This is a genomic window from Flagellimonas profundi, assembly GCF_017313275.1.
Lineage (GTDB): Bacteria > Bacteroidota > Bacteroidia > Flavobacteriales > Flavobacteriaceae > Flagellimonas > Flagellimonas profundi.
The window spans coordinates 578061-597626 of record NZ_JAFLNM010000002.1 but is presented as its reverse complement, the minus strand read 5'-3'; the positions used below and the strand labels follow the sequence as shown (position 1 = coordinate 597626).

Genomic DNA, 19566 nt, shown 5'->3' with positions numbered 1-19566 from the left:
GCTATGGTAAAAGTGTCCTCTTTATAGGTCTTTAACATGAATATAGTTTCTGTGGAGTACTAGCTTTTTCATTTTTTCCAGTTTTTTGAGTAATCTGGAAACTACTACCCTTGAGGTATGCAAGTCATAGGCAATCTCTTGATGTGTACTTTTTATGCGGTTATCCTTGGTTACCTCAACTTTCTTTTTGAGATAATCCATAAGTCGTTGATCTAAATTTTTAAAAGCAATACTGTCCACAGTCTGAAGTAGCTCGTTTAAGCGATTTTGATAACTATCAAAGACATAATTGCGCCACCCTTTGTACTTTGCCATCCATTCCTCCATTTTCTGGACCGGGACCATCACAAGTTTTGTTTCGGTCTCCGTAATCGCCCTGATTTCACTTTTTGTATGCCCCATACAACAAGCCATGGTTACCGAACAGGTTTCACCTTGTTCCAAATAGTACAAAAGCAATTCATCGCCCTCTTCATCTTCTCGAAGTACTTTTATGGCTCCAGACAACATTAATGGTATACTTCTTATGTATTGGCCAATGTCCATTATGGTTTCGCCCGCAGGGACTTCCATTAATTTTCCCTCTTCAAGTATCTCATCAATAAGGGGTTGTTCAAAATAGTTGCTGAATATTCCTAAAAGTTCTTCTTCCATATAGTTAAAATACACTGCCCCTAAGGTAACTATTTTGGGAAAAACCGCAGCTATTATTCAGTTGCCCCCAATAGAAAGACCCGCACCTATGTACAGGCCTTTTGCATTCATGCAAACTGATAAACTGAATCAAACGGAGTTAAACTTGGAATTTTACAGGGACCCCTCTCGACTTCTTTTGGGATGAACACTCCCAAGATTTTTAATATAGTTGATGGAAACCTTTATTGAAAAATTGGCAGAGGAATTATCGGGGCAAGACGTTGCACTTGATTTTAAATGGCTATTTTCATTGTGATTTTAATCTTGTCAAATGTATTGGATAGGTTTTGATGTTGGTAGTTCCTCTATAAAAGCTGCATTGGTGAACGTACATGATGGTAGTGCCGTCGATATTGTTCAGTTTCCAGAAAAAGAAATGTCCATCATTTCCAAGAAAAGTGGTTGGGCGGAGCAAGACCCCGAAATTTGGTGGCAAAACCTATGTACCGCAACCCAAAAATTACTCTCGGAAAACAACATTAAAAATACGAGTATCAAAGGCATTGGTATCTCCTATCAAATGCACGGTTTGGTCATTGTAGACAAAAAGTACAATCCGCTTCGGCCTTCAATAATCTGGTGCGATAGCAGGGCCGTGGATATTGGAGCAAAATTGTTTCAATCGGTCGGTGAGGATAAATACGTTGATCATTTGCTCAATTCTCCCGGAAATTTCACTTTATCCAAGCTTAAATGGATCCAAGAAAATGAGCCTTCCATTTACAAGAAAATCCACAAATTTATGCTGCCAGGCGATTATATCGCTTTAAAATTATCCGGGGAATGCATCACTACGCCTTCAGGACTTTCCGAAGGAATTATGTGGGACTTTAAAGAAAATCAACTTGCAGCATGGCTTTTGGAAAATTCCGGGGTCGATTCTTCTTTGGTTCCAGAGATTCGATCTTCATTTTCCGAACAAGGTACTGTAAGTAAAAAAGGCGCCCTCGAATCCGGACTTCCGGAGGGAATACCCATTATGTACAGGGCTGGTGACCAACCCAACAATGCCCTTGCCTTAAATGTAATGGAACCGGGGCAAGTTGCTGCCACAGGTGGAACTTCTGGGGTTGTCTATGCCATTTCTGAACAACAAAGCACAACCGAGCACACAAGAATAAACAGTTTTGCGCACACCAACCATTCCATGGAAAAAACACGGATTGGAAAACTATTGTGCATTAATGGAACAGGAATTCAGTATAGTTGGATCAAAAATGAAATGAGCCCGAACCTTTCTTACAATGAAATGAACAAATGGGCGGAATCCATCCCGATCGGTTCTGATGGTCTTTGTGTCCTTCCGTTTGGAAATGGGGCGGAACGCATGTTGGAAAATCGAGGAAAAGGCTCCCAAATCCTTCATCTTAATTTCAATATCCATAAAGCCGCACATGTATATCGGGCAGCTTTGGAAGGTATCGCCTTTTCGTTTGTATACGGAATGGGTATTTTAAAAAATGACGGCGTCAATATCTCCGCGATAAAAGCGGGAAATGACAACCTTTTTAGGTCAAGTGTGTTCTCAAAAACGATTGCCACACTAACTCAAGCCAAAATTGACATTGTAGAGACAACCGGAGCTATTGGAGCGGCCAGAGCTGCAGCATATGCTTTTGGTGACTTTAAGAGCATTGCAGAAGCTACGGCATCCGATACCGTACAAAAAACATACGAACCCGACCCCTCGACCAACGAATACCAAAATGCCTACCAAGTATGGGAGCAGGCACTAAATGAATATATGGATTAACTGAACAAAACAAATATGATTACCACAGGAGACAAAGAATTTTTTAAAGGAATAGATAAAATTCCATTTGAGGGAAAATCATCGGACAACCCATTGGCATTTAAATACTACGAACAAGATCGTAAAGTAGGTGCCAAAACCATGAAAGAGCATTTTAAATTTGCTGTTGCCTACTGGCATACGTTCACTGGGGTGGGGTCCGACCCTTTTGGAGCACCGACCAAGAATTTTCCATGGTTACAAAGTTTAGACCCTGTACAACAAGCCAAGGACAAGATGGATGCGGCTTTTGAATTCATCACCAAAATAGGTGCTCCCTATTTTTGCTTTCATGATTTTGACTTGATTGCAGAAGGGAACTCACTCGCAGAATCCGAGAAAAGATTACAGATCATAACGGATTATGCCCAAGAAAAAATGAAGCATTCCGGAGTTAAACTACTTTGGGGCACGGCGAATTGTTTCAGTCATCCCAGATATATGAACGGGGCAGCGACCAATCCAGATTTTGATGTGGTGGCCGCTGCTGGGGCACAGGTAAAAAATGCACTGGATGCAACCATAAAGCTAGAAGGTGAAAATTATGTTTTCTGGGGAGGAAGAGAAGGCTACATGTCCCTTTTGAACACCGACATGGGACGGGAACAAGAGCATATGGCGCGTTTTCTACATATGGCCAAGGATTATGCGAGAAAACAAGGATTCAAAGGAACCTTTTTTATTGAACCCAAACCCATGGAACCTACAAAACATCAATACGATTTTGATGTGGCAACAGTGATAGGTTTTCTTACCAAATATGACCTTTTGGATGATTTTAAGCTCAATATAGAAGTTAACCATGCAACTTTGGCACAACACACTTTTGAACATGAACTCCAAGTTGCCGCGGACCATAACCTCTTGGGAAGTATAGACGCCAACCGAGGAGACTACCAAAACGGCTGGGACACCGACCAGTTCCCAGTGGATGTTTATGAGCTAACCCAGGCCATGTTGGTTATTCTACAGGCAGGCGGTTTTAAAGGTGGGGGCATTAATTTTGATGCTAAAATGCGCAGAAACTCCACAGATCTGGAGGATATCTTCTATGCACATATTGGAGGAATGGACGCCTTTGCCAGGGCATTGCTTGCCGCAAACGATATTTTGGAAAATTCCAATTATATTAGCATGCGTAGAAATCGCTATGCATCATTTGATACGGGTTCTGGAAAGGCGTTTGAAGATGGTAAACTCTCTTTGGAAGACCTTTATGACCATGCAGCAACCCATCAAAACATAAGAAGCATCAGCGGTCAGCAAGAGTTGTTCGAAAATATTATTAACCAATATATTTGATCAACAACCAACTAAACAAACCGTTTTGGCTCAAAACCAAAACATCAAACTTTAATTTATGGCACTTATTTCGTTTTTAGGATTCACGCTTTTGGTAGGAATTATATCGTGGTGGTCCGTTAGAAAAACAGATGAAACATCATCTGATGGTTACTTTTTAGGAGGCAGGAGCCTTACCGCTGGTGTAATAGCAGGGTCATTACTGTTAACCAACCTATCCACAGAACAAATCGTTGGTCTAAACGGAAGCGCCTATAAAGATGGGCTTTCTGTAATGGCATGGGAAACGTTGGCCGCACTCGCCATCGTGGTCACCGCCTTATTTCTTTTACCTCGTTATTTAAAAGGTGGACTTACAACAGTACCGCAGTTTTTGGCCAAACGATTCGATGTTACCACTAAAACGATAACATCCGGTCTATTTCTAACAGGATATGTAGTTGTACTGCTTCCCGTAATTTTATATTCAGGTTCTGTGGCCATCAGTGGCATGTTCAATGTTCCGGAACTATTGGGGGTTTCCGATTCCACAGCATTGGTCATTTGTATTTGGGGAATTGGCATTATAGGCTCTATTTACGCCGTTTTTGGAGGCTTAAAGGCTGTTGCCGTTTCAGATAGTATTAATGCAGTGGGACTCATAATTGGAGGTATTCTTATACCTGTCTTTGGTTTGATGGCCATTGGTGACGGAAGCGTTTTTGGCGGTTTGGAAACCTTGATGGCTGCCAACCCAGAACGTTTCGATTCTACCGGAAACCCAGGACAAGAAGTTCCCTTTGCCACGATTTTTACTGGAATGATGTTGGTTCAGCTTTTCTATTGGGGAACCAACCAACAAATTATCCAAAGGGGATTGGGGGCAAAAAACCTTGCTGAAGGTCAAAAAGGACTTTTATTGGCCGCCTTTTTAAAGATTTTGGGGCCCATCATCCTGGTATTGCCGGGAATGATTGCCTACTACTATTTTGAAGGAGGACTTGCCAGCAGTGACCTTGCTTACCCAGAATTGGTAAGGGCCGTGCTTCCAAAACCATTGATGGGGTTCTTTGCCGCTGTATTGTTCGGTGCGATTTTGAGCTCGTTCAACAGTGTGCTCAATAGTTCCGTTACCTTGTTCGGAATAGATATATACAAGCAGCACATCAACAAAGATGCTTCAGAAATGACCGTGGTAAAATATGGTAAAGTGTTCGGTGTGTGCCTGGCGCTTGCCGCAATGTTCATTGCACCACTGATTGCCAATGCGGGAAGTTTGTTCAATTATTTACAAGAGATCAACGGCATCTATAGCATTCCAATTTTCACGATTATCGTGGTAGGATATTTAACAAAAAGGGTTCCAGCCATTGCAGCGAAAATTGGTATTCTGTCCGGATCTATTCTATATATCATCAGTCAGTTTATAGTGGGACCAAAAATGGTGGCCAATGCCCTTGCAGAGGCCAAGGCAAATGGAATTACCGATCCTGCTGAACTAAGTCTAGTTGAAGCCGGGGCATACCCCCATTACCTTCACGTAATGGCAATATTGTTCGTTTCCAACATAGCTATCATGCTGATCATCGGTAAATTCTATCCAAGAAAAGAACCTTTCCAGTTGGAGTATACCAAACAGGTATCCATTGAGCCTTGGAAGCATGTAAAATATGCGAGTGCATTTATCACTATTGTGGTAATTGCCATTTATATCTACTTTGCGAAATAGAAATTCGACCTAAAAAAAATCAAAAGCCCGGCGAACTTGCTGGGCTTTTTTTATTATAGAATACTTTTTAAGAAGTTGTCTTTATAAGCTCGGCCCATAGGTATTTTGGCATCATTGGTCAAGAGTACCAAATTGCCGGAAATCCTATCAATCTTTTTGGTATTGATGATATGGGATTTGTGTATCTGATAAAATTGGCTGCCTCCCAGTACTTCCACCCAATGCCTTAAAGGCTCGTTGGACAATATTTTCTTATCCTTTAAATGTATCTCGGTGTAATCGGAGTCCGAGGTAATGGTATAAATATCCTTTACCAATACCTTGATGTGTTCGTGACTGGACTTTACATAGATTTCGGTAAGTGGAACACTTTCATTCTTGGAAATCATGTGCTCGTGTTTGGCATTCACCTTGTTCACAGCTTGTAAGAATCGTTGGAACGAAAAAGGCTTCAACAAATAATCCACAACATTTAAATCATAACCTTCCAAAGCATACTCGGAAAATGCAGTAGTTAAGATTACATGTGGAGGGTCCGGTATACTTTTAAGAAAATCTAACCCATTGATCTTTGGCAAATGAATATCCAAGAACATGAGATCTATGGATTCCGTGTTCAGGAACTCCATGGCCTTTAAACCATCGGAAAACACCTCCACCAATTCCAGGGTGGGCACATCTTGTATAAATTTTCTCAATATCCGCTGGGCAGGCGGTTGGTCTTCGACAATAATACACCTCATAACCTATACTTTTTCCAATTCCAATTTTAGCAGCACCTTATAGGAATTGTTCGCCTCTTCTATGTGCAAGAGATGCTTTTTCGGGTACAATAGTTCCAAACGTTTCCGTACATTTTGTAATCCTATACCCTTGGCAACACTATCCAAACTAAAGCCTGGCTCGTAATTGTTCTTACAACGAAATTCCAAGATAGAGTTGTTCAGTTTTACAGAGATATCGATTTCAATATCGGACGATTGACCGGATTGACTATGTTTAAAGGCATTTTCAATAAATACGATCAAAATCAAGGGTGCTATCTTATACTCCCCTTTAATCTTCTCCACATCAAAATGAACCTCCCCCCTATCTTCTATTTGAAGTTTGTACAATCGGATAAAATTGCCCAATTGCTCCAATTCCTTTTTTAAAGGTACAAACTGTTCCTTGGATTCATAAAGCATGTATCGCAAAACACCGCTCATTTCAAGAATAATTTCCGGGGTTTTCGGTGATTCCTGTAGTGCATAGGAATACAAGTTGTTTAGGTTGTTGAACAAGAAATGCGGGTTAATCTGACTGCGTAAAAATTGCAGTTCACTTTCTTGTATGGTGCTTTGTAGTTCGTCTATCTCGGCTTGCTTTTTAAGAGCATCCCATCCAAATTTACAGCCCGAAAGAATAAACATTACCGGCAAAATTCCCAAAAGTGAAACATAAACACCCGGAAAAGTATCCCCTCTTCTAGTTCCAGGAAATATAATGGGCTCCAATATTACTTCTTCAATGGTAATAACAACCGCTACCACCAAGGCACAGCCCAGGAAAAATTGCCAATATTTTTTCTTGTACAAAAATTTCGGCATCAGATAGTACGTAATAATTAAAGTGGCGGCACCATAAAACAAAATAAATATGGCCCTGTGCACTACAATATTCCCCGTGTTTCTATCAAAAGAGAAAAACAGAAGAACCAGTATGTGCAATACTATTTGAAAAAGAAGTTCTTTCTTGGAAATCAATGTACCACGATTATTTGAGCCTAAATTATATATAATACTCCTCTAAAAGAAAAGCAGCTTTACCAACAACCAAATTTACCCTGTGAACGACATTTTACACTCATAATCTATTTAATCTATTGGTTGATTGGAGGTTAACATATGTCGTTGACAGAAAAAATTTATGGTTTGCAGTTGGATTGCCCATATTTAACCTTACAATACGTATGGGATTGTATATTAACATTATAACAAACACATAAAATCACACAATCATGAAAAAAGCATTTTTTACATTGGCATTTTTGACCAGTTTAATGGTAGCCGCCCAATCCACGTGGAAATCGGACGGGGCACACTCAAAAGTAGGCTTTGCCATCACCCACCTTATGATATCCGAAGTTGAGGGTCATTTCGGTGAATTTGACATCACTGCTACGGCCACTGACACCTTTGATGAGGCCGAATTTTCCGTTGACATCAAAACAACGAGTATCGATACTGACAACGATAGACGTGATGATCATTTGAGAAGTGCCGATTTTTTTGACGCAGAAAAATATCCATCGATTACGTTTAAGAGTAACAGCTTTGAGAAAACAGGGGACAAAACCTTTAAACTTACCGGTGACCTGACCATGCACGGAGTTACGAAAACAGTTACCCTGGATGGAAAAGTAAATGGAATTATAACCGACCAACGAAGCGGAAAATTAAAGGCCGGATTAAAACTCACCGGTACCGTTAACCGATTGGAGTTTGGTGTTGGTGGAGATACAGCAACTTTGGGCGATGATGTAGAAATGACCATTAACCTTGAGATGGCACAGCAATAAAAATAGTATTATATTTACCTCGAAGAAAGGCCCCAACGCCTTTCTTCGTTTATTTTATACAAATCTTAACCATGGGAAGAAAATCAGAAAACACCTTTAGGGAATTCCACCGTTACCTCGGATTCTTTTTGGCCGGAATTATGGCCGTTTATGCCATTAGTGGTATTGTACTTACTTTTAGAACCACCGATTTTATGAAAAGTGAATACGAGGTGAATACCACCCTCGAAGCCAACTTAAATGAAGAAGCCCTTGGTTCTGCTTTAAGAAAACGTGGGTTTACCGTGGACAAAACCGAAGGTGACCTTATGTATTTTGCAGGAGGAACCTATAATATGCAAACTGGTGAAGCTTCTTATACCGAAAAGCGGTTGCCCGCAGTTTTGGAAAGCATGAACAAACTACATAAAATGCATACTGGAAATCCTTTGTTCTGGTTGGGTATCTTCTTTGGTATTGCCTTGCTGTTCTTTGCGGTTTCGGCCTTTTTTATGTTTAGGCCCAGCGCCCCCATCTACAAAAAAGGACTCTACTTTGCCGCTGCTGGCTTTTTATTGACCATTGTGCTTTTATTGGTGTAAAGCCATCTTAAAATAAAAACAAACTTATTAGCAAAAAGACCACCGATCGGTGGTCTTTTTGATTAACTTCATTTCTACAAACTACGGAAATTGAGGTTTTCTAAAGCATATTAGTTTTTAAAAAATTTTGAATCTATACTTCTTACCTGTATAGTATTGACATATAAGTGTTTCACATGTACTTGTGAATTTTCATTAGGTGCATCTATGGTGAATTCCAATTGCATCTTTTCGGAATCCATTCTTAGGAAACCATTGGCCAAGGGTCTGGGCAAGACCAATGCAGTAGTTTCGAAAAAAGGTAAATCCTTCGGGTGTGGAAATTGAAAGGAAAATCGGAACACAAGATGGTCTAATACATCCATTCGGGGCATGCCATTTTGTTCAGCCATGTGTACCCGGACCTTACCTGCCTTTTTAATCGTTGAATGTAAAAACATACCCTTGGTAAAAGTTTGAATTTCCAAGGTTTCAAAAACAATTTCGAGTGATTTTGGCGAAGGATTGTCTAAAAACCACTTGATCTCCCCTAAAACGTTGATATTGGACATGGCGCTATTAATCTAAGATTAGGGGGTTATGCAGTACTAATTGGAAGTAAGATAAATCAAATCTTTTAAATTACCACATGCATGTGGTTAATATTCTTCTTTCCATGATGCAAATTGGGGCATGCGAAGAAAGTATACCGAAAAGGAGATACAATTTTTAAAGAAGTTTGGGCACCATTTAAGGGAATTGAGAGAACAAGCAGGTTTATCACAAACAGCTTTGGAAACTGATGCTAAAATGTCCAAAAATCAAGTAGGAAGAATAGAGCGTGGGGAGATCAGCACTTCAATTGTCAATTTAAACCTAATAGCTCAGGCTTTGGACATTAGAATAAAAGATTTGTTTGATTTTGATTAGTAAAACTTCATGTCGTGTTACAAAACATCATCGATAACTAAAAGAAAAAGCCGCACTTTCGTACGGCTTCATTCATCTCTCTTCTCCCCTTTTGTTCAAAGATGCAGCGTAAAGCAATGCATTTGTGACTTTGATTGAAAAAAATAGATTATCAAGGGATTATTCCTTTTTCAATTCATTGGCTACCTCATCATAATATTCTTGCGTTAATACTTCGGTCCAGGTAGTTGGTTGTGTTCCTCCATATAATGCTAGATACGTAACGTCTTCTTCTTTTGATGAAGCATGCCAATGTTCGGTTTCTTTATCACATTTAATAATATCACCTGTTTTCATTCGAATAGGTTTCTTACCGCGTTCTTGATAGTACCCTTCCCCTTTAACTATAATCAACACCTGTGCAGAAGTATGGAAATGCCAATCTAGAGTGGAATTGGCCCTAAATGTTGCCTTAGTTATACCATATGGCAGCTCTTGATCCGACTGAAGTAAACTATTTAACCATGCATCTCCTAAATAATGGGTATTAGGAGCCCTATTGCCTTTATCATTATAAGATGTAATCTTGTATTCACTTTGAGAAAACACAATCATAGGAACGCTCAAAAAAAGGAAATAAATAATCTTTTTCATTTTAAATTCTTTTAGATATCCAATATAAAAAAACGGCTACACTCTAAAAGTATAGCCGTTTTAAAAATTTATGCTCCCCCTCTTGGACTCGAACCAAGGACCCTCTGATTAACAGTCAGATGCTCTAACCAACTGAGCTAAGGAGGAATATTTTACCTTAAGCGGGTGCAAATATAATGGAATCTTTTTTACACCACAAACAAAAAAATCGCTTTTCTATTTAAAAAGCCATTTATATAAATCGTTACCGTTCGCAAACAGCAACAAAGCAATTAAAATAAAGAAACCGATCATTTGGGCATACTCCAAAAATTTATCGCTTGGCTTGCGCCCTGTTACCATTTCATACAACAAAAAGGCCACATGCCCACCGTCCAGAGCAGGAATGGGCAAAATATTCATAAAGGCCAAAATAATGGATATAAAAGCCGTTGTTGCCCAAAAAGCTGGCCAGTTCCAAGTATCTGGGAACATGCCACCGATAGCGGCAAATCCACCCACTTCTTTATAAGCACCGGTATCCGGGTTAAATATTTTCTTCATCCCCCGAATGTAGTCCGTAAGGGTTTTAACCCCTTTGTTCCATCCTGCGGGAATCGATTCCAAAAAAGAGTATTTTAATGTTTTCTGCTCCAGGTATCCAGCTTCCTTGTATTCCTCCGGGGTCATTCCCAAACCAACTCCCAGAGCTGCTTCTTCAGAAACGTTCAATGTCAAATCGACCAGTTCACCGTTACGCCTGACCTTTACGGGCACTGTTCCTCCCTTATTGGCTTCAAGTATAGGAATTACCTGGTCTTTGTACTCTACCGGTGTACCTGCCATTTCAACAACGGCATCCCCTTTTTGTAGACCACTGTCCACATTTGGCGATTTTTTGGGTATCGCACTGATCACGAAAGGGACTCGGTAATAAATAAAACGTGCTTTGTCCTTGTCTTCGGACAACGTCTGTATAAAATCAACCGGGATTTTCTTTTCTATGACCTGTCCGTCCCTTTCAATGGTATAGCTTTCGCCATAAACCATTTCCGGAAGTATCTGCTGTAATGCTTCAATTTTTTTACCATCAACGGACAAAACTTTGTCCCCGGTCTTAACTCCCAACTCGTCACCCAGACTTTTCTCGGTCACCCAAATTCCATCCTTTAGACTATCATTGGCGATGTACTGCTCTCCATAAGTAAAAACCAGTCCAATAAAAATAATAACCGCCAAAATAAAGTTAACGGTCACACCGCCAAGCATAATGATCAATCGCTGCCAAGCTGGTTTACTTCGGAATTCCCAAGGTTTAGGTTCTTCCTTCATCTGCTCCTTGTCCATGCTCTCATCGATCATCCCGGATATCTTCACATATCCGCCCAAGGGCAACCAACCGATACCATAAACAGTTTCCCCTATTTTCTTTTTGAACAACGAAAACTTAACATCAAAAAACAGATAAAACTTCTCCACCCTGGTCTTAAAAAGCTTTGCCGGGATAAAGTGTCCCAGTTCGTGAAGCACGATTAAAAGCGATAAGCTCAGAAAGAATTGTATGGTTTTTATAACTATAGGCGTCATCCGTCGTATTTTCTTAAAACGAACAAAAGTAACCTTTTAGGGATTGATAAAAAAACCTCGGTTTTAATCCCACTTGTTATTTAAGAAAGATTTAGCAACAAAAGATAGCTTTCTCCTTGATGAATAGCCATTTGGACCGTAATTTTGTAACCATGGGATCATTTTTTGCCAAGTATAAGCTGTTCGGAATCGTAATGTTGGGGTTGTCCGCCGTAATTATTTATCTTTTCTACAACGCACTGCAACCCCAAAAAATGCTGCCGGTATACCAGCCATCCATGGTGGACAAATCTCTGGTGGACAGCACATTGCATTACACCAAAAAATACCATAAAGTAGCCGATTTTGCTTTGGTCAATCAAAATGGGGACACCATAACCCAAGAAAATTACAAGGACAAAATATATGTGGCCGATTTCTTTTTTACCACCTGCCTTACCATTTGTCCCATAATGACCAAGAACATGGGGGAAATACAAGAGGCAGTTAAGGGCGACCCCGATATTATGTTGCTCTCCCATTCGGTTACCCCACAAATAGATACCGTTGCCCAACTAAAGAGATATGCGCTGGAAAAAGGCGTGATCGATAGCAAATGGAATCTGGTGACCGGGGATAAAAAGCAAATCTATGAGCTGGCCCGAAAGTCGTATCTGGCCGTAAAAAATGATGGTGACGGTGGTCCATTTGATATGATTCATACCGAAAACTTTATTTTGGTGGATAAGGAAAAGCGGATACGGGGTTTTTATGATGGTACCAATCGGGAAGAAATAAATAAGCTTCTTGAGGATATCAAAATCCTTAAAGCCAGTTACAAGGAATAACCCTCTAAACCTTTATCCATGATAATAACTTGTAGTTTTTCATTTTTACCTATTTTTGTTCTTAATTAAATTTATTCTAAATAAATACAGTGGTGACCGTTGCAGATTTACGATATGGACAAAAGGGAATTATAAAGGATTTTACGGAGCACATCCTTCCTATCAAATTGTTGGAGCTGGGCTGTCTCCCCGGCAATAGTGTGGAACTTTTACAAATTGCTCCCTTTAACGATCCCATCTACATCAATCTTAGCGGAAGTCATTTGGCAATAAGAAGGTCTTTGGCAGCACTTATAGAGCTGGAAATCATTGAAGAAACACAGGCCAAATGAGCAAGAACATCAATGTAGCCTTAATTGGGAATCCAAATACGGGAAAAACTTCTGTTTTTAATCAACTTACCGGACTCAAACAAAAGGTCGGGAACTATCCAGGTATCACGGTCGAAAAAAAAGAAGGTATCTGTAAACTTCCTCGAGGAGTTAAAGCCCATATCCTAGACCTTCCCGGCACTTATAGTTTGAACACGACCTCTCTGGATGAAAGTTTGGTGGTAGAGCTATTGCTCAACAAAAATGATAAGGATTACCCAGATGTTGCCGTTGTAATCAGCGACGTGGAAAACCTGAAAAGGAACCTGTTTCTTTTCACCCAGATAAAAGACCTCAAAATTCCCACTATTTTGGTGGTGAACATGGCCGATAGGATGGACCGCAAAGGAATATCGTTGGACGTGGAGGCCATGGAAAAAAAGCTGGATACCAAAATCGCCTTGGTCAGTACTCGAAAAAACACGGGCATTGAACGCATTAAAGAGCTCATTGCAGATTATAAGAGTATTTCTTCCAAACCCATTTTGGACCCCAATAGAATTTCACCTGAATATTTTGACCGCCTAAAAAAGACGTTCCCACAAAACGACCTTTACAAACTATGGCTCGTAATCACGCAGGATGTGAATTTTATGCCCATTGAGAAAAAGCGGATTCAGGATGCCACGGATTTCACTACAAAGTCCAAGGAGGAACTCAAAAAATTACAGCATAAAGAAACAGTACTCCGCTACCAGCTGATCAACAATATCCTAAAAGAAACCTACAAGGTGGATTTTATGGCCGCCAAAGGACTGCGTGCGTCCCTCGATAAGATTCTGACCCACAAAATTTTTGGATACCTCATCTTCTTTGTGATCTTGCTCACCATTTTCCAGGCAATTTTTGATTGGAGCGGATACCCCATGGACTTTATCGATGAGCAATTTGCCATGGCAGCCGAATGGATCAAGGATACGTTGCCACCGGGATTATTTACAGATTTATTGGCCGAGGGTATTATTGCAGGTATCGGTGGAATCGTAATTTTTATCCCCCAGATCGCTTTCTTGTTCCTGTTTATTTCCCTTTTGGAGGAGTCTGGATATATGAGCCGTGTAGTATTTTTAATGGACAGACTGATGCGTCCTTTTGGATTAAGCGGTAAAAGTGTGGTTCCATTGATTTCGGGAAATGCATGTGCCATTCCCGCGATTATGGCCACACGCACCATTGAAAACTGGAAAGAAAGACTGATCACTATTCTGGTGACACCTTTCACCACATGTTCCGCAAGACTGCCCGTGTATTTAATTTTGATCGCCCTCGTTATTCCCGAGGGCAAGTTTATGGGACTCAGTTATCAAGCGCTGACCCTTATGCTACTTTACATGATCGGATTTGGGATGGCACTGTTGTCCGCCATGGTGCTGAATAAGGTCCTCAAGATTAAAACGAGGTCCATTTTTATGGTGGAAATGCCCACCTATCGCCTGCCCTTGTTAAAAAATGTTGCCTATACGGTGATAGAAAAAACAAAAAGCTTTGTACTGGGCGCCGGTAAGATCATCTTGGCCATTTCCATAGTATTATGGTTTTTGGGGTCCAATGGATATTCCGATGATTTTGAAAACGCCGAGAGCATTGTCACCGAAAGAATAGAAAAACAGGGATTGAGCACTTACAGTAAAAATTATATCCAAAATAACATCGAGTCGTATCGTGAATCTGCCCTAAACGAAGGCATGGCACCCAACGCTCTGCAGGATTCCGTTGTGCTTTTAACTTCGGAACTTTCCGAAAGGGCCGTGGCTCAAGAAGTTGCCAGTTACAAATTGGAGCATTCATACATCGGTCAGGCAGGAAAAGCTTTTGAACCTCTTGTAAAACCTTTGGGCTACGATTGGAAAATCGGGATTGCCGTATTGACCTCCTTTGCCGCACGTGAAGTTTTTGTGGGGACCTTGGCCACCATTTATAGCGTGGGCAGCGACGAGGAAGAAACCATTAAAAATAGAATGGCCGCTGAATTGGATGAAGATGGTAAGCCATTGTTCAACCTGGCATCCGGTATTTCCTTAATGTTGTTCTATGCCTTTGCCATGCAATGCATGAGCACACTCGCCATTGTAAAACGAGAGACCAACTCTTGGAAATGGCCGCTGATTCAGTTAGGCTTTATGAGTGTTTTTGCCTATATTATAGCATTGATAGCCTATCAAATTCTAATTTAATACCAGCATGATTCAACAACTTTTGGCATACGGGACTTTATTGCTAGCGGCAGGCTATTTGGTTTGGAAATTTTTACTTCCCAAATCGCTCTTCCGCAAAGGAAACCACAATTCCAATTCATGTGGGCAGGACAACTGTGGCTGCAGTTGATTTCCTGGGTATTTTTATATCTCTTTTTCATCAAAATTGGGTAGATTGTAGCACAATTTCACACCAATGAAAAATCTTGCACTCATCCTGTCCCTAACATTTATTATGATGTTGGGAAGTTGCTCTTCGGGCAAAACCACCGCTTACAATGGCAATCTGGCCGAAGAAATAGCCGACAAAAACAACAAAACCATTCCGTTGTTGGACAGGATAAGGCGTTTACCGGGAATCACTCTTAGAGGTGGCATACCCTATTTTATGAAATCGGCCAACCAAATTTCCGGGACCGCGACCGAACCTTTGTACGTTTTGAATGGTTATATCCTGGGCAACTCCTTCGAATCCCTAGATCAATTGGTGGATAGCGCGACCATAAAAAGCATAAGTGCGCTATCCAGCTCAGAAGCTGCCTCATATGGGTCCAGGGGTGGCAGTGGTGTGATAAAAATAACCACCTATTAACAACTTTTTCTCCCTAATTACCTAAAAACTACATTTTTTTACAACCTTCTGTAACCTTTTACAATTCCCCGAGTATATAAGATAAACGCCAACTAAAAAAAAGCATTTGGAAACGCTTTCAGATGAAATGATCATGCAAAAAGTATCTGAGGGAAACTTGGATTTGCTCAAGGAACTTTTTGATAGACACCACAAACACGTGTACAATTTTCTGTACAAAATGTCGGGTGATCATATGTTGGCCGAAGATCTTACACAGGATGTTTTTTACAAACTGATCAAGTATCGGAACTCATACAACAATGGGTCCTTTTTGTCGTGGATGTTCACAATAGCTCGTAATAGCCTAAAAACACATTACACAAGAAACCATAAACCCCATGACAATATTGAGGTTTTGTCGTACAAAGCGGTGGAAGAGGAGAATGATGTGAGCGAAAACAATGCGCATTTACAATATGCCCTTAGCCAATTGGACCCCTACGACAGGGAACTTGTGATTTTGAACCGATACCGGGAAATCAAGTACGATGATCTAGCGGAAATTATGGGAAGTACCCCGGGTGCCGTAAAAACCAGAGTGTGTAGGATCTTAAAAAAATTGAAGAATATTTATTTAGAAAGTATATAGCCATGGAAAAGAATCATGTTTTTGACCAAATACCAGATTATCTGGATGGCAATTTGAACAAATCCGCCAAGACGGCATTCGAAAAACACATACATCAATGTGCCGATTGCCAAAAGGAAATGGAAGAGATGAAAATGCTTTTCAATCTGTTTGAAGAGGAAGTGCCAACGCCATCAAGTAGACTTAGGGCAAAGTTTGAATCGGCCCTAGAGCAGGAAAAAACAAATCAGGGCAGAGTAGTTCAAATGAGCGGGAAGAAATCATCAAACTGGACAGGCAGTGCTTTAAAAATTGCAGCTAGTATTGCTTTACTGGTGGCCGCCTTTCAGATGGGAAGTCTTTTTCAACAGCGAAAAGTAAGCGATGACATCGCACAGCTTCAGGAAGAGACCAATCAGATGAAGCAAACGGCCATGCTATCCTTAATGGAAAACCAATCGGCGAGCAAACGAATTCAAGGGGTAAATTACATCGAAGAGTTTGAGCAGCCCGATGAAGCCATTATCCAAGCTCTTGCCAATCGATTGCTCTACGATGAAAACGACAATGTACGGATGACCGCCTTTGAGGCATTGGCCAACTTCAGCTCCTCTGAAACTGTCAAAAACGCCTTTATAGAAGCCTTGGGGCAAGAAAAGAACCCAAGCATTCAGGTTGCCATTATTCAAGCCTTGGTTCAAATTCAGGAGAAAAAAGCCGCCGAACCCATGAAAAAACTATTGGAAAAAGAAGACACACAACCCTTTATCAAAAATCAGATCAGGGCAGTATTGCCAAGCATAACATAAACATCAAAAAGCGAATATCATGAGAAAATTCACATTCATTTTAATGGCCCTTTTTATGGGCACCATCGCCAAGGCGCAAAACGACTATACCAAATCCCTGAATGGAATTCAATGGGTTAAGATCGATTCGAAAACAGACATTGTGGTGAAAACCCATAGCGCCAACGAACTGTTGATCAAATCGGGGCCGGAAGTAAAAACACCTGATCGTGCGAAGGGCCTAAAATTGGTCGGAGAAGGTGGCACGGACAATACCAATGTTGGTTTTTCCGTAGTTCAGGATGGCAACACCCTGATCGTTTACAACTTACGTAAAAACAAAGGGGCCGAGATCTATTTGCCTGCATCACAGAACATTGCCGTTAAAAGTACGTGGAACGGTGATATCGAGATTGAAGGGTTTTCCGGGGAAATAGAAGCCGATGCACAACTCAATGGAAGTATAAAACTAATGGACGTAAACGGACCTGTCACGGCCAATTCATTGAATGGCGCACTGGAAGTGGTCTTCGGAAAAGTAACCCAAAGCTCTCCTATTTCCCTATATTCCACTAACGGAGCTGTGGATGTTAGCCTTCCTTCGAACACGCCGGCAAACTTGGCACTGAGTACCCTTAACGGCAACGTATATACCGACTTTGACGTACAAGCCGATGATAAGGACGGATTAAAATCTGTATTGGGAAGGAACATCAACACATCCATTAATGGCGGGGGTGTGAAAATATCCATGAAATCCACTAACGGAAACATGTATCTCAGAAAGAAATAAGTTTTAAAGTGTCACATCGAGCGCATTCGAGATGTTCTTATCCATCTTTCGAAGGAGCTTGTCTTGAGCGAAGTCGAAAGGCTCAAGATGACAAAACATCAATTAAATACTAAAATCAAAAATCGAACAGTCATGAAAAAAATCATCATTACCGCATTTGTGGGGTTGGCCACACTGACCTTGAGTGCGCAGAAAATCATTGAAAAAAACTTCAACTATTCCGGGCAATCCATTGAATTGGATGTAAAATTTGCCAAGGACATCCAGGTAAAGACTTGGGACAAATCCACCATCTATTTCAAGGCCGATATCAGCATAAAAGATGGGAAGTACCTGGATAAATTTAAACTGGATATCGATGAAAACAGTAGTACACTTATTATTGCTTCCAATGTAGAGGATGTTTTTGACGCGTTCAAAGAAGAATGGGAGAAAACCCACTCCGATAAAAAGGGATATTATTTTACCGGTGAAACCTACGAGTTCAACTATGTGCTTTATGTCCCCAAAGGGGCCACCTTTAAGGTAAGCAGCATAAACGGTGACCTTAGATCGGATATCATCGAAGGTGATTTTACCGCTGAATTGATCAATGGGGATATTGACATTGCCAAATACAATGGGGACATGGACCTACAGACCATTAACGGGGAAATAGATTTGGTGATGAAGAATTCCAGATTGGTCGCAGAGACCATCCATGGGAATATTTATGCCGATGAGGAGATGAACCTGACCGTGTCCGATCGCTACGTAGGCCAAAAAGTGGAAGGCAGATTCGACAATGCCGCCCATCGCCTAAAATTGAATACCATAAACGGGAACATGTACTTGCGTCTTTAAATCAAATTGGAAACAAAGGAATAGAGCAACAGGGTCCAACCCACGACCAAAAGTAGTCCCCCAAGCGGGGTCACAGGACCTAAAAACCGAGGTTTGTTCCCTTTTGCCGCCCCCAAACAAAGGGCATAAATACTAAAGGAGAACAAAAGGGTTCCGAAAATAAAGCAATTGACTATCCAAGAATCCAGTGGTTTATCAAAGCTTAAATTAAATCCCAAGACCAATAACACGATAGCGTGGTACATCTGATATTTGACCCCTGTTTCAAAACTGTGCAGCAGTTCGGGGGTCAATTTCTTTTTTAATGCATGGGCACCGAATGCTCCCAATATTACTGCCAAAAGTCCGTATAGCGCACCCATCAATTGGGCCATAAAAATTGTTCCCATACTCTTATAGATCTATATGGATTTCGTGGTCCGAGCTCATTTTAAAGGCACATTCATTGAACTTGGGCGGACCAAATGTTTTCATCTTACCCCTGGAAAAGGCCACCTTTTCTTTAGGAATTCCCAACCAGTTGGTGTCCAGTTTTCCATTATTGTTCTCATCATGAAAAATGGCAAGAGCATATTCCCCCGCAGGTAGATTGGGAATGTGCAATACCACCGTTCCTTCATTGGCAATCACACTGTTTGCCTTCAATACATGATCAAAAGACAAAAAAGCTTCGTCGGAATCGTAAACGGCCACACTAACCATTCCTTTGGCGGACTCCACGTTGTTGACCTGGATAGAAAGCGTGTTCTGGGAAAATCCGATAACTGGCAATAGCAATAGAAAAACAATGGCTTTCATAC

22 protein-coding genes and 1 tRNA gene are annotated in these 19566 nt (G+C 40.8%); 14 read left to right on the top strand and 9 right to left on the bottom strand.

Annotated features, from left to right (window positions below; translation table 11 throughout):
• Positions 1 to 21: 21 nt before the first annotated feature.
• The gene (locus tag J0654_RS11665) at positions 22 to 654 is read right to left on the bottom strand and encodes a Crp/Fnr family transcriptional regulator (RefSeq protein ID WP_207029149.1); all 633 of its coding nucleotides are present in this window, start codon (positions 652 to 654) and stop codon (positions 22 to 24) included.
• A 313-nt stretch (positions 655 to 967) separates the two neighbouring features.
• Here J0654_RS11665 and J0654_RS11660 point away from each other — a divergent pair, with 313 nt between their 5' ends.
• The 3 genes from J0654_RS11660 to J0654_RS11650 are packed head-to-tail and all read left to right on the top strand — an operon-like array spanning position 968 to position 5498.
• The gene (locus J0654_RS11660) at positions 968 to 2449 is read left to right on the top strand and encodes a xylulokinase (protein WP_207029147.1); all 1482 of its coding nucleotides are present in this window, start codon (positions 968 to 970) and stop codon (positions 2447 to 2449) included.
• A gap of 15 nt (positions 2450 to 2464) precedes the next feature.
• Entirely contained in the window at positions 2465 to 3790 is a 1326-nt protein-coding gene (gene xylA / locus J0654_RS11655) for a xylose isomerase (protein WP_207029143.1), read from the top strand.
• Between the two features lie 58 nt (positions 3791 to 3848).
• Positions 3849 to 5498, top strand: coding sequence for a solute:sodium symporter family transporter (locus J0654_RS11650; protein ID WP_207029142.1), 1650 nt, complete (start codon positions 3849 to 3851; stop codon positions 5496 to 5498).
• A 53-nt stretch (positions 5499 to 5551) separates the two neighbouring features.
• Here J0654_RS11650 and J0654_RS11645 read toward each other — a convergent pair whose 3' ends face one another.
• Together J0654_RS11645 and J0654_RS11640 are read right to left on the bottom strand one after the other, a co-directional pair.
• On the bottom strand, positions 5552 to 6241 hold the full coding sequence (locus tag J0654_RS11645; protein ID WP_207029140.1) for a LytR/AlgR family response regulator transcription factor: 690 nt from the start codon (positions 6239 to 6241) through the stop codon (positions 5552 to 5554).
• Between the two features lie 3 nt (positions 6242 to 6244).
• On the bottom strand, positions 6245 to 7243 hold the full coding sequence (locus J0654_RS11640; RefSeq protein ID WP_207029139.1) for a sensor histidine kinase: 999 nt from the start codon (positions 7241 to 7243) through the stop codon (positions 6245 to 6247).
• A gap of 254 nt (positions 7244 to 7497) precedes the next feature.
• Here J0654_RS11640 and J0654_RS11635 point away from each other — a divergent pair, with 254 nt between their 5' ends.
• The gene (locus tag J0654_RS11635; RefSeq protein WP_207029137.1) at positions 7498 to 8058 is read left to right on the top strand and encodes a YceI family protein; all 561 of its coding nucleotides are present in this window, start codon (positions 7498 to 7500) and stop codon (positions 8056 to 8058) included.
• Entirely contained in the window at positions 8055 to 8639 is a 585-nt protein-coding gene (locus tag J0654_RS11630) for a PepSY domain-containing protein (protein WP_313783885.1), read from the top strand. Before J0654_RS11635 ends, J0654_RS11630 begins: the two co-directional genes overlap by 4 nt.
• 110 nt (positions 8640 to 8749) lie before the next feature.
• Here J0654_RS11630 and J0654_RS11625 read toward each other — a convergent pair whose 3' ends face one another.
• Entirely contained in the window at positions 8750 to 9190 is a 441-nt protein-coding gene (locus J0654_RS11625) for a hypothetical protein (protein ID WP_207029134.1), read from the bottom strand.
• Positions 9191 to 9311: 121 nt separating this feature from the next.
• On the opposite strand from J0654_RS11625, the gene J0654_RS11620 reads away from it, so the two are divergent.
• The gene (locus J0654_RS11620) at positions 9312 to 9548 is read left to right on the top strand and encodes a helix-turn-helix domain-containing protein (RefSeq protein ID WP_207029133.1); all 237 of its coding nucleotides are present in this window, start codon (positions 9312 to 9314) and stop codon (positions 9546 to 9548) included.
• Between the two features lie 159 nt (positions 9549 to 9707).
• Here the strand turns inward: J0654_RS11620 and J0654_RS11615 are convergent, their stop codons facing one another.
• The 3 genes from J0654_RS11615 to rseP form a co-directional block, all read right to left on the bottom strand.
• A complete protein-coding gene (locus J0654_RS11615; RefSeq protein WP_207029131.1) occupies positions 9708 to 10181 on the bottom strand; it encodes a cupin domain-containing protein in 474 nt (157 codons plus the stop codon).
• Positions 10182 to 10254: 73 nt separating this feature from the next.
• A tRNA-Asn gene (locus tag J0654_RS11610) sits at positions 10255 to 10328 on the bottom strand.
• A 69-nt stretch (positions 10329 to 10397) separates the two neighbouring features.
• Positions 10398 to 11747, bottom strand: coding sequence for an RIP metalloprotease RseP (rseP, locus tag J0654_RS11605; protein WP_207029129.1), 1350 nt, complete (start codon positions 11745 to 11747; stop codon positions 10398 to 10400).
• Positions 11748 to 11899: 152 nt separating this feature from the next.
• Between rseP and J0654_RS11600 the strand changes: the two genes are divergently transcribed.
• The 8 genes from J0654_RS11600 (at position 11900) to J0654_RS11565 (ending at position 18766) form a co-directional block, all read left to right on the top strand.
• On the top strand, positions 11900 to 12574 hold the full coding sequence (locus tag J0654_RS11600) for an SCO family protein (protein WP_207029127.1): 675 nt from the start codon (positions 11900 to 11902) through the stop codon (positions 12572 to 12574).
• 89 nt (positions 12575 to 12663) lie between these two features.
• Positions 12664 to 12906, top strand: coding sequence for a FeoA family protein (locus J0654_RS11595; protein ID WP_207029125.1), 243 nt, complete (start codon positions 12664 to 12666; stop codon positions 12904 to 12906).
• Positions 12903 to 15119: a ferrous iron transport protein B gene (feoB, locus tag J0654_RS11590; protein ID WP_207029124.1), complete on the top strand. Its 2217-nt coding sequence runs from the start codon at positions 12903 to 12905 to the stop codon at positions 15117 to 15119. Before J0654_RS11595 ends, feoB begins: the two co-directional genes overlap by 4 nt.
• 217 nt (positions 15120 to 15336) lie before the next feature.
• Positions 15337 to 15732, top strand: a complete 396-nt coding sequence (locus tag J0654_RS11585; protein ID WP_207029122.1) for a TonB-dependent receptor plug domain-containing protein — start codon at positions 15337 to 15339, stop codon at positions 15730 to 15732.
• Positions 15733 to 15838: 106 nt separating this feature from the next.
• Positions 15839 to 16363 carry an RNA polymerase sigma factor gene (locus J0654_RS11580; protein ID WP_207029120.1) on the top strand — a complete coding sequence of 175 codons (525 nt, stop codon included), beginning with the start codon at positions 15839 to 15841 and terminating at the stop codon, positions 16361 to 16363.
• A gap of 2 nt (positions 16364 to 16365) precedes the next feature.
• Positions 16366 to 17151, top strand: coding sequence for a HEAT repeat domain-containing protein (locus tag J0654_RS11575; protein ID WP_207029606.1), 786 nt, complete (start codon positions 16366 to 16368; stop codon positions 17149 to 17151).
• Between the two features lie 19 nt (positions 17152 to 17170).
• Positions 17171 to 17923: a DUF4097 family beta strand repeat-containing protein gene (locus J0654_RS11570; RefSeq protein WP_207029118.1), complete on the top strand. Its 753-nt coding sequence runs from the start codon at positions 17171 to 17173 to the stop codon at positions 17921 to 17923.
• Positions 17924 to 18055: 132 nt separating this feature from the next.
• A complete protein-coding gene (locus J0654_RS11565) occupies positions 18056 to 18766 on the top strand; it encodes a DUF4097 family beta strand repeat-containing protein (protein WP_207029116.1) in 711 nt (236 codons plus the stop codon).
• Here J0654_RS11565 and J0654_RS11560 read toward each other — a convergent pair.
• Both J0654_RS11560 and J0654_RS11555 read right to left on the bottom strand, forming a co-directional pair.
• Complete coding sequence (locus J0654_RS11560; RefSeq protein WP_207029114.1) at positions 18763 to 19155, bottom strand: DUF423 domain-containing protein; 393 nt, start codon at positions 19153 to 19155, stop codon at positions 18763 to 18765. The genes J0654_RS11565 and J0654_RS11560 overlap by 4 nt on opposite strands.
• A gap of 4 nt (positions 19156 to 19159) precedes the next feature.
• Positions 19160 to 19564 (bottom strand): DUF2141 domain-containing protein, encoded by a 405-nt coding sequence (locus J0654_RS11555; RefSeq protein WP_207029111.1) that lies wholly within the window; start codon positions 19562 to 19564, stop codon positions 19160 to 19162.
• Positions 19565 to 19566: the final 2 nt, after the last annotated feature.

Bases quoted from the DNA above. Each gene is read 5' to 3' on its own strand.
- J0654_RS11665 (WP_207029149.1), bottom strand. From the start codon at position 654: ATGGAAGAAGAACTTTTAGGAATATTCAGCAACTATTTTGAACAACCC.
- J0654_RS11660 (WP_207029147.1), top strand. From the start codon at position 968: ATGTATTGGATAGGTTTTGATGTTGGTAGTTCCTCTATAAAAGCTGCA.
- xylA (WP_207029143.1), top strand. From the start codon at position 2,465: ATGATTACCACAGGAGACAAAGAATTTTTTAAAGGAATAGATAAAATT.
- J0654_RS11650 (WP_207029142.1), top strand. From the start codon at position 3,849: ATGGCACTTATTTCGTTTTTAGGATTCACGCTTTTGGTAGGAATTATA.
- J0654_RS11645 (WP_207029140.1), bottom strand. From the start codon at position 6,241: ATGAGGTGTATTATTGTCGAAGACCAACCGCCTGCCCAGCGGATATTG.
- J0654_RS11635 (WP_207029137.1), top strand. From the start codon at position 7,498: ATGAAAAAAGCATTTTTTACATTGGCATTTTTGACCAGTTTAATGGTA.
- J0654_RS11625 (WP_207029134.1), bottom strand. From the start codon at position 9,190: ATGTCCAATATCAACGTTTTAGGGGAGATCAAGTGGTTTTTAGACAAT.
- J0654_RS11620 (WP_207029133.1), top strand. From the start codon at position 9,312: ATGCGAAGAAAGTATACCGAAAAGGAGATACAATTTTTAAAGAAGTTT.
- J0654_RS11615 (WP_207029131.1), bottom strand. From the start codon at position 10,181: ATGAAAAAGATTATTTATTTCCTTTTTTTGAGCGTTCCTATGATTGTG.
- rseP (WP_207029129.1), bottom strand. From the start codon at position 11,747: ATGACGCCTATAGTTATAAAAACCATACAATTCTTTCTGAGCTTATCG.
- J0654_RS11600 (WP_207029127.1), top strand. From the start codon at position 11,900: ATGGGATCATTTTTTGCCAAGTATAAGCTGTTCGGAATCGTAATGTTG.
- feoB (WP_207029124.1), top strand. From the start codon at position 12,903: ATGAGCAAGAACATCAATGTAGCCTTAATTGGGAATCCAAATACGGGA.
- J0654_RS11585 (WP_207029122.1), top strand. From the start codon at position 15,337: ATGAAAAATCTTGCACTCATCCTGTCCCTAACATTTATTATGATGTTG.
- J0654_RS11575 (WP_207029606.1), top strand. From the start codon at position 16,366: ATGGAAAAGAATCATGTTTTTGACCAAATACCAGATTATCTGGATGGC.
- J0654_RS11570 (WP_207029118.1), top strand. From the start codon at position 17,171: ATGAGAAAATTCACATTCATTTTAATGGCCCTTTTTATGGGCACCATC.
- J0654_RS11565 (WP_207029116.1), top strand. From the start codon at position 18,056: ATGAAAAAAATCATCATTACCGCATTTGTGGGGTTGGCCACACTGACC.
- J0654_RS11560 (WP_207029114.1), bottom strand. From the start codon at position 19,155: ATGGGAACAATTTTTATGGCCCAATTGATGGGTGCGCTATACGGACTT.
- J0654_RS11555 (WP_207029111.1), bottom strand. From the start codon at position 19,564: ATGAAAGCCATTGTTTTTCTATTGCTATTGCCAGTTATCGGATTTTCC.